Below are 7,768 nucleotides of genomic sequence, written 5' to 3' on the forward strand. Positions count from 1 at the left end.
AACAAGAATAATATATGTTTAGTTTACTACAATTACAGTCTGACACCCTTGCTAATGCTGCCTCTAATGTGGTGGTGGAAAAAATCGCTACCAATAACGAAATCTCGGTATTAGAGTTCATTTTTAAAGGAGGTTTCTTTTTGATTCCTATTGCTATTTTATTGTTTTATACTATTTATGTAATTATTGAACGTTACTTGTATATAAGTAAAGCTTCTGCTATTGACAGTCGTTTGATGATAGATGTGCGTGATCAATTGCATTTAGGAAATTTGGATTTGGCGAGAAGCATTGTCGAAAGAAGTAATTCGGCATCTGGAAATATATTGAAAGAAGGAATTTTAGTAATTGGAAGACCTATTGCCGAAATTGAATCGAATATGGATCGTGCTGCCGATATCGAAATTGCTCAAATGGAAAGCCGTTTGGGGCATTTAGGTTTGATTGCGGGTATTGCACCTACATTAGGATTTATTGGAACAATTTCTGGAGTGATTAAGATTTTTTATAGTATTTCGGTAACTGAGAATATTAGTATTGGAAACATTTCTGGAGGTCTGTACGAAAAAATGATTAGTAGTGGTTCTGGTCTTATTGTAGGTATTATTGCGTATAGTGCCTATCACTTGTTGAATGGTAAAATCGATAATTTTGCCTTGAAGATTCAGAAACAAATTTTAGAGTTTGTCAATATTATTCAAAAAGCATAAGTATGTCCATTAAACGTAAAAGAAGATTTCATGCTGAAGTGGCGACCTCGTCACTGAGTGATATTATGTTTTTTTTATTGTTGTTTTTTTTGATCATTTCTACTTTAGCCAATCCTAATGTAATTAAAATGACCTTGCCGAAAGCACAAGCCAATGAAAAAACGAACAAACAATTCATTAGTCTGTCTGTTACAGAGGATAAAAAATTCTATATTGACAAAGAGCCTGTTGATTTTGAAGCTTTAGAGAGTACATTAATGTCTAAAATGAATGGAGAAAAAGACCAAACGGTCGTGGTGCGAATTCCATTTAATTTACAAGTACAGGATTTAGTTGATGTGCTACAAATTGGAGTCCGAAACAATTTGAAATTTGTGATTGCCACGAGTCCTAAATAAAGTTAATCAGTAAAAGCTTTAACTTGTCAAACTGAACTTGTTTGCTTCGCCTGTTCGCAATTGCTCGAGTCAATTTCTTTTATTAAAATATCTTAGATTCCGAAATAAATTCGGAATGACAAAATCTTACTTTTTTATATCTATTTTAATTTAAATTGAAATTGTAAACAATTTTTCCGACTTGTTTTTCGGGAGCATCACTACTCGCATCCCATTTGGTATTCATTGCGGCTAATTTAGCTTGTTCCAATAAACATTTGGCAGTATTAGTAGTTCCTTTAATTCCTGCTATGGCGTTGACCGTTCTTCCGTTTCTATCTACCGAAACTTCTACAACTACTTTTCCTTCTTCATTACAGGTGTATTTAGGCGCAGGTTTTGAAATTGCTTTTCTATTACCTAAAGAATAACCACCTCCAATTCCATTTCCAGAGCCACCACCAGAACCTGCTCCGTAGCCGCTGCCATTGCCTATTCCGTTTCCAGTACCATTACCGCCACCAGTTCCTCCGCCAGAACCACCGTTTCCGTAATAACTTGTAGCGCTCAAACTTCCGTTTGACTTTCCTTTGTTTCCTGCAGTTTTGTCATCGCCATCACCTCCTTTATTAGATCCTTTTAAAAGACTAGATAAGGCGTCGTTAGTTGTGTTAGCCACTTTAGGTTTTACAACTTCAGGCTTAGCCTCGTCTTTGACTACGGTTGTTTTTTGCTCTGTTTTTTCTTTTTTCGGAATCACAACACTTTCTTCCGTACTATTTTCTTGTGCAATTACAGTCTCGTCTGGAGTAGCTGCTGTTGGTGTTTCTTTCACTTGGTTTTGGACTTCAAGTACCTCGCTTTTGTAATTGCTACCCGAACCTAGATCACTATCCCCAAAATTAACAGAAACACCACCTCCGCCACCACCGGTTAGCTCTGCCAAATTGGATGGCGGCCAAAATCGGATGAAAAATAAAATCAACAACATTGCGCCATAGATGAGCAGCGAAAATGCTAAGGATTTTTTTTGGTCTGTAGAAGGAGTAAAACTCATGTGTTCTGTATAAATGTAAAAGACTTTTTAAAAACGCCGAAATGTACTAAAAATTGTCAAGAGAGAAAAGAAATAGTTACAGTTTCAGTACTTATTTTTTGAATTTTAAATGTTAGAATTCCGTTTTAAAAAGTATCTTTGATTGTATTTTTATAACAAATCAATCTATTTATTTTATATTATTATGAATTTTAGTCTGACCGAAGAACATAAGATGATTCAACAAGCGGCACGTGATTTTGCTCAAAATGAATTATTACCAGGGGTTATTGAACGAGATGAAAAACAAATTTTTCCCGCAGAACAGGTTAAGAAGATGGGAGAATTGGGTTTTATGGGAATGATGGTAGATCCAAAATATGGCGGTAGCGGACTCGATACGATTTCGTATGTGTTGGCAATGGAAGAAATTTCTAAAGTAGATGCCTCTGCTTCGGTGGTGATGTCTGTAAATAATTCCTTGGTTTGTTGGGGCTTGCAAACGTTTGGCTCCGAAGAACAAAAACAAGAATGGTTGCCCAAATTGGCTTCGGGTGAAATTCATGGTGCTTTCTGTTTGAGCGAACCAGAAGCAGGAAGTGATGCTACTTCGCAAAAAACTACTGCCATCGATATGGGTGATTATTATTTGGTTAACGGAACCAAAAATTGGATAACCAATGGGAATACAGCCTCTTTTTATATTGTGATTGCGCAAACGGATATTGCTAAAAAAAGCAAAGGAATCAACGCCTTGATTATGACCAAAGACATGCCTGGTTTTGCTATCGGTCCTAAAGAACAAAAAATGGGAATTAGAGGTTCGGATACTCATTCGTTATTATTTACAGATGTTAAAGTACCTAAAACGAATCGTATTGGCGAAGAAGGTTTTGGTTTTAAGTTTGCGATGAAAACACTTGCTGGGGGGCGTATTGGAATTGCTTCTCAAGCCTTGGGAATTGCCTCTGGAGCATATGAATTGGCACTTAAATATTCGAAAGAACGCAAGGCTTTTGGAACTGAAATTTGCAACCACCAAGCGATCGCTTTTAAATTAGCCGATATGGCGGTAAGCATTGAAGCAGCACGTCATTTATGTATGAAAGCGGCTTGGGATAAAGACAATCACCTTAATTATGATATTAGTGGCGCTATGGCAAAATTATATGCTTCTCAAGTAGCGATGGATACTGCGGTGGAAGCCGTTCAAATTCATGGTGGAAACGGCTATGTAAAAGAATACCATGTAGAACGTTTGATGCGCGATGCAAAAATTACCCAGATTTATGAAGGTACTTCTGAAATTCAGAAAATTGTAATTTCAAGAGCTGTTTTAGCGGATTAGATTTTGAGAATGGGTAGAATCTTCACTCTTTTGTTTATTTTTGCCAAATGAAGAACATTATAATTACAGGAACAAGTAGGGGTATAGGTTTAGAATTGGCATTGCAATTTGCTACAAAAGGGCATCGTGTGTTAGCTATTTCAAGAACAATTTCACAAGCACTTTTAGGTAATGAAAATATCAGTTGTCTATCGGTCGATTTAGCGATAGAATCTGATTTACAAAAAGTAGCCGATTATTTGTCAGCTACATGGAAACAGGTTGATGCGATAGTGCATAATGCAGGAAGTTTGTTGTTGAAACCTTTTTCCGAAACTTCGCAAGCTGATTTTGAAAGCATTTATAAAGTAAATGTTTTTGGCGTAGCTAATTTGACTCGTGTAGCATTGCCTTATTTACAAAAAGGAAGTCATGTCGTTACGATTAGTTCGATGGGTGGCATTCAAGGGAGTTTGAAATTTGCAGGTTTGGCGGCCTATAGTTCTAGTAAAGGAGCTGTAATAACCTTGTCTGAATTGTTAGCCGAAGAGTACAAAGAGCAAGGAATTGCTTTTAATGTGTTGGCACTTGGCGCTGTTCAAACCGAAATGTTAGCAGAAGCTTTTCCTGGCTATCAAGCCCCAATTTCAGCAGCTGATATGGCCAAGTATATAGTTGATTTTACGCTTACAGGAAATCAATATTATAACGGGAAAGTGCTGCAAGTATCTTCATCTAATCCTTAAATTCGTTTAGTTTTGAGCGAAACCTTAGCTAGATATATACCAGAACACGCTGTTAAACCCGTCTTTGAATTAATTGTGACGCATCAAGTGCATCTCAAAATTGTAAATGAGAGGCAAACTCGTCATGGTGATTATAGGAGAGGGATGAGTGGAAAGCATGAAATTACGGTGAATGCAAGTCTCAATCAATATAAATTTTTGATTACGTTGATTCACGAAATTTCGCATCTCGTTGCCTTTGAAAAATTCGGGCGTTCCATTAAACCACATGGGAATGAATGGAAATATACTTTTCAACGTTTGATGGTACCGTTTATTCGACCAGAAATTTTTCCTCATCATTTGTTGCCTTTACTGGCAAGGCATTTCAGGAACCCTTCGGCAAGTAGTGATACGGATACCACTTTGTCATTGGCACTCAAACAATTTGACCAACAAAATGATAAAAATTATGTGTTCGAAATTCCGTATGGGAGTGTTTTCCGAATTTCAAATGGGAAAATTTTTAAAAAAATAGCGGTGAGAACCAAGCGATTCGAATGTTTGGAAATCAGTACAGGTAAAACCTATTTGTTCAATCCAAATGCTGAAGTGGAACTTTTGAAAACGAATTAATGTCCGTTTAAAACAGCCTCTCTTACTTTTTTAAATAGATTAGAAGAATACACAAAATCAACTACAGCTTTATTGTCGGTTCTAAAAATTTCTTCTTTAGTTCCTTCCCAAGCTTTTAGCCCGTTTTTTAGGAACACAATTTTCTCTCCAATTTCCATCACAGAATTCATATCATGGGTGTTAATTACCGTAGTAATGTTGTACTCTTTTGTTATTTCTTGAATTAAATTATCAATTACAGTAGCCGTTTTGGGGTCTAAACCAGAGTTAGGTTCGTCACAAAATAAGTATTTTGGATTGTTGACAATCGCTCGTGCAATGGCTACACGTTTTTGCATTCCTCCTGAAATTTCAGATGGTTTTTTATGATGTGCCTCAATAAGGTTGACACGTTCAATAACAAAATCAACACGCTCTTTGATCTCTTTAGGAGTCTTATTGGTAAACATTTTTAGCGGAAAACCAATATTTTCTTCTACGGTCAAACTATCAAATAAAGCACTCCCTTGAAAAACCATTCCTATTTCGGTTCGTATATCGCGTTTTTCATCTTTGTTCATTTTTCCGTAGATACGTCCATCAAAAGAAATAGTTCCTTTGTCTATTTCATGAATCCCTAACAGTGATTTGATGAAAACGGTTTTACCTGAACCACTTTGACCAATTACCAAACTAGTTTGTCCTGCTTCAAAAGTAGTGCTAATGCCTTTTAGTACTTTTTGCTCTCCAAATTGTTTCTCAACATTTTTAACTTCAATCATTAGCTTAGCAATATTTGAGTGAGTATATAGTTCATTAGGATGATTACAACTGAGGTCCAAACAAAGGAAACGGTACTTGCTTTTCCAACTTCTAATGCACCACCTTTCATGTAGTAACCATGAAAAGAAGGGATTGTGGCCAATATAAAAGCGAAAACTAATGTTTTGATGAATGCATAGGTGATATGGAATGGAATGAACTCTACTTGTATTCCGTTTACGAATTCGGTTTCGGTTGCAAAACCGCCGTAAACGCCTGCTAAATAGCCTCCAAAAATCCCTAGAAACATTGCAATTCCAATGATAAAAGGATATAAGAGTAGTGCAACTATTTTTGGGAATACCAAATAATTTAAGGAATTGACTCCCATTACTTCTAAAGCGTCTATTTGTTCTGTTACCCGCATAGTTCCTATACTTGAGGTAATAAATGAACCCATTTTTCCTGCCATGATTATTGAAATAAATGTAGGTGCAAACTCTAGAATTACAGATTGTCTTGTGGCAAATCCAATTAAATATCTTGGAATTAAAGGGTTAGTTAAGTTTAGAGCTGTTTGAATAGCGACAACACCTCCGACGAAAAAAGAAATAAAACATACAATACCTAAAGAATCAATAATCAAGTCGTCAATTTCTTTTAGTATTAATTGTTTCATCACATTCCATTTTACAGGTCTGTTGAACATATCTTTTAACATCAAAAAATAGCGGCCTATTTGTGATAAATATCTAAGGAGCATCATAGTTTTATAATATGGGCTAAATTACAAAAAATGTAATGGCTTTAGCTAAATGAAGTAGGAGTTTTTTGCTATTTCAATTAACGGAAGAGTTTATTTTTCATTTTTTGTAATCTGTATTTTCTAATGAATTGTGCTTGTTCAGCAGAAACTAGTAAAGGTTTTTTAGTCGATTTGGCTTTCCAAAATCCAATTAAATAATCAATAAATAAAAACGGTTTTCCTTTTCGTAGGGCTAATTTTAAAGAGGCGATAGCCGTAATTATAAAACCATAGCCCAGCGTATAAAATGCCTCGCCTTGTTTATAGCGTGCGGTTTTATTGTAATTGGCTCCCGTTGGTTTTAAATGTTTGACGTGTAAACTTTCATCAGTAACTACTTTCCAATTGTAAAATTTACACAACAACTCGTCGACAGTATCCCAACCCATTTGCGCTCTTAATCCGCCAATTTGTTTGAAAGTGGCTTTTCTGTACGCTTTCAAAGCACCGCGAATGTGATCTTTATCGGTTAAATTTTCTAAAATCCATTCGCCATTTTTTTCTATATAACAAAAACCACCCACCATTCCAATGGATGCATCGGATTGAAAATGTTGGATAATGGTTTCAAAATAATTCGGAGGGAAAATCAAATCGGCATCGGCTTTTACAATCAAATCATAGTCCTCGTCAATAGATTCCAATCCTTTTTGAAAAGCTTGAATCACTTTACTTCCTGGCAAATGAATCGCGTCAGAAGTCTTGTTTACCAATGAAATCCAAGGATGCTTTTCGGCAAAATTCAAAACAATTTCGGGAGTGCTGTCTGTCGAATTATCATTAACTACTACCACTTTTGTTGGTAAGACAGTTTGGTTTACCAAAGACTGTAATGTCAAAGCGATAAATTCTTCTTCGTTATGAGAAGGAATTATTATATAGAATTTCATTTGACTAATCACTATTTGCTAATTACTTTTCACTTTCTCCGCATAAACGTTATAGTATCTTGGCGTGAAGAAACGCAACAAAGGTCTAAATCCAATCTTTTTTACTGGATGTGTGAATTTTTCACGTGCGATGATTTTCCAACCTGTTTTTTCTAATAACCAGTCCAGTTGCCAATCTTCAAACTCGTGGTAATGTCTGTCCCACATATCGATTTTACTGCGATAAGCGGGAGAAAACCACAAACGAAGCGGAATTGAAATCAATAATTTATCTGACTTTACGTTTTGTAAGATAGTGTACGGATTTAATAAATGTTCGAAAATTTCAAAAGCGGTAAAAACAGAATAGTCTTCGTTTTGTAGTGCGTCTTGGTTGTTGTCTAAATCTTCTCCAGTAGTGTTTTTTACGGTATATCCATTTTCAATCATAATTTTTGAAAAAGGATTGGGAACACCTAAATCAAAAATAGTTTCTGAAGTAGCAATGTGTTTTTGTAAAAACTCTAAAGTGTGTTTGAATC

General features: G+C 35.7%; 10 protein-coding genes. 5 read left to right on the plus strand and 5 right to left on the minus strand.

Annotated elements, in window-relative coordinates; genetic code table 11:
* The first annotated feature begins 14 nt into the window (after positions 1 to 14).
* Together Q0L65_RS04220 and Q0L65_RS04225 are read left to right on the plus strand one after the other, a co-directional pair.
* Positions 15 to 710, plus strand: coding sequence for a MotA/TolQ/ExbB proton channel family protein (locus Q0L65_RS04220; protein ID WP_296683822.1), 696 nt, complete (start codon positions 15 to 17; stop codon positions 708 to 710).
* A 2-nt stretch (positions 711 to 712) separates the two neighbouring features.
* Positions 713 to 1,108: a biopolymer transporter ExbD gene (locus Q0L65_RS04225; protein WP_296683825.1), complete on the plus strand. Its 396-nt coding sequence runs from the start codon at positions 713 to 715 to the stop codon at positions 1,106 to 1,108.
* A 145-nt stretch (positions 1,109 to 1,253) separates the two neighbouring features.
* On the opposite strand, the gene Q0L65_RS04230 is transcribed toward Q0L65_RS04225, so the two are convergent.
* Positions 1,254 to 2,144 carry an energy transducer TonB gene (locus Q0L65_RS04230; RefSeq protein ID WP_296683826.1) on the minus strand — a complete coding sequence of 297 codons (891 nt, stop codon included), beginning with the start codon at positions 2,142 to 2,144 and terminating at the stop codon, positions 1,254 to 1,256.
* A gap of 184 nt (positions 2,145 to 2,328) precedes the next feature.
* Here Q0L65_RS04230 and Q0L65_RS04235 point away from each other — a divergent pair, with 184 nt between their 5' ends.
* From Q0L65_RS04235 to Q0L65_RS04245, 3 genes are read left to right on the plus strand one after another with little or no spacing between them, the layout of a single operon-like run.
* Positions 2,329 to 3,471, plus strand: a complete 1,143-nt coding sequence (locus Q0L65_RS04235) for an acyl-CoA dehydrogenase family protein (RefSeq protein ID WP_296683829.1) — start codon at positions 2,329 to 2,331, stop codon at positions 3,469 to 3,471.
* A gap of 47 nt (positions 3,472 to 3,518) precedes the next feature.
* Positions 3,519 to 4,196 (plus strand): SDR family NAD(P)-dependent oxidoreductase, encoded by a 678-nt coding sequence (locus tag Q0L65_RS04240; RefSeq protein WP_296683832.1) that lies wholly within the window; start codon positions 3,519 to 3,521, stop codon positions 4,194 to 4,196.
* Between the two features lie 12 nt (positions 4,197 to 4,208).
* The gene (locus Q0L65_RS04245) at positions 4,209 to 4,811 is read left to right on the plus strand and encodes a SprT-like domain-containing protein (RefSeq protein ID WP_296683835.1); all 603 of its coding nucleotides are present in this window, start codon (positions 4,209 to 4,211) and stop codon (positions 4,809 to 4,811) included.
* Here Q0L65_RS04245 and Q0L65_RS04250 read toward each other — a convergent pair.
* The 4 genes from Q0L65_RS04250 to Q0L65_RS04265 all read right to left on the minus strand — a co-directional run.
* Positions 4,808 to 5,572: an ATP-binding cassette domain-containing protein gene (locus Q0L65_RS04250; RefSeq protein ID WP_296683837.1), complete on the minus strand. Its 765-nt coding sequence runs from the start codon at positions 5,570 to 5,572 to the stop codon at positions 4,808 to 4,810. The genes Q0L65_RS04245 and Q0L65_RS04250 overlap by 4 nt on opposite strands.
* On the minus strand, positions 5,572 to 6,318 hold the full coding sequence (locus Q0L65_RS04255) for an ABC transporter permease (RefSeq protein WP_296683839.1): 747 nt from the start codon (positions 6,316 to 6,318) through the stop codon (positions 5,572 to 5,574). Before Q0L65_RS04255 ends, Q0L65_RS04250 begins: the two co-directional genes overlap by 1 nt.
* 77 nt (positions 6,319 to 6,395) lie before the next feature.
* The gene (locus tag Q0L65_RS04260) at positions 6,396 to 7,247 is read right to left on the minus strand and encodes a glycosyltransferase family A protein (RefSeq protein ID WP_296683841.1); all 852 of its coding nucleotides are present in this window, start codon (positions 7,245 to 7,247) and stop codon (positions 6,396 to 6,398) included.
* An 18-nt stretch (positions 7,248 to 7,265) separates the two neighbouring features.
* A partial coding sequence (locus tag Q0L65_RS04265) for a methyltransferase (RefSeq protein ID WP_296683844.1) occupies positions 7,266 to 7,768 on the minus strand: 503 nt, incomplete at its 5' end.

Source organism: Flavobacterium sp., assembly GCF_024642105.1.
Lineage (GTDB): Bacteria > Bacteroidota > Bacteroidia > Flavobacteriales > Flavobacteriaceae > Flavobacterium.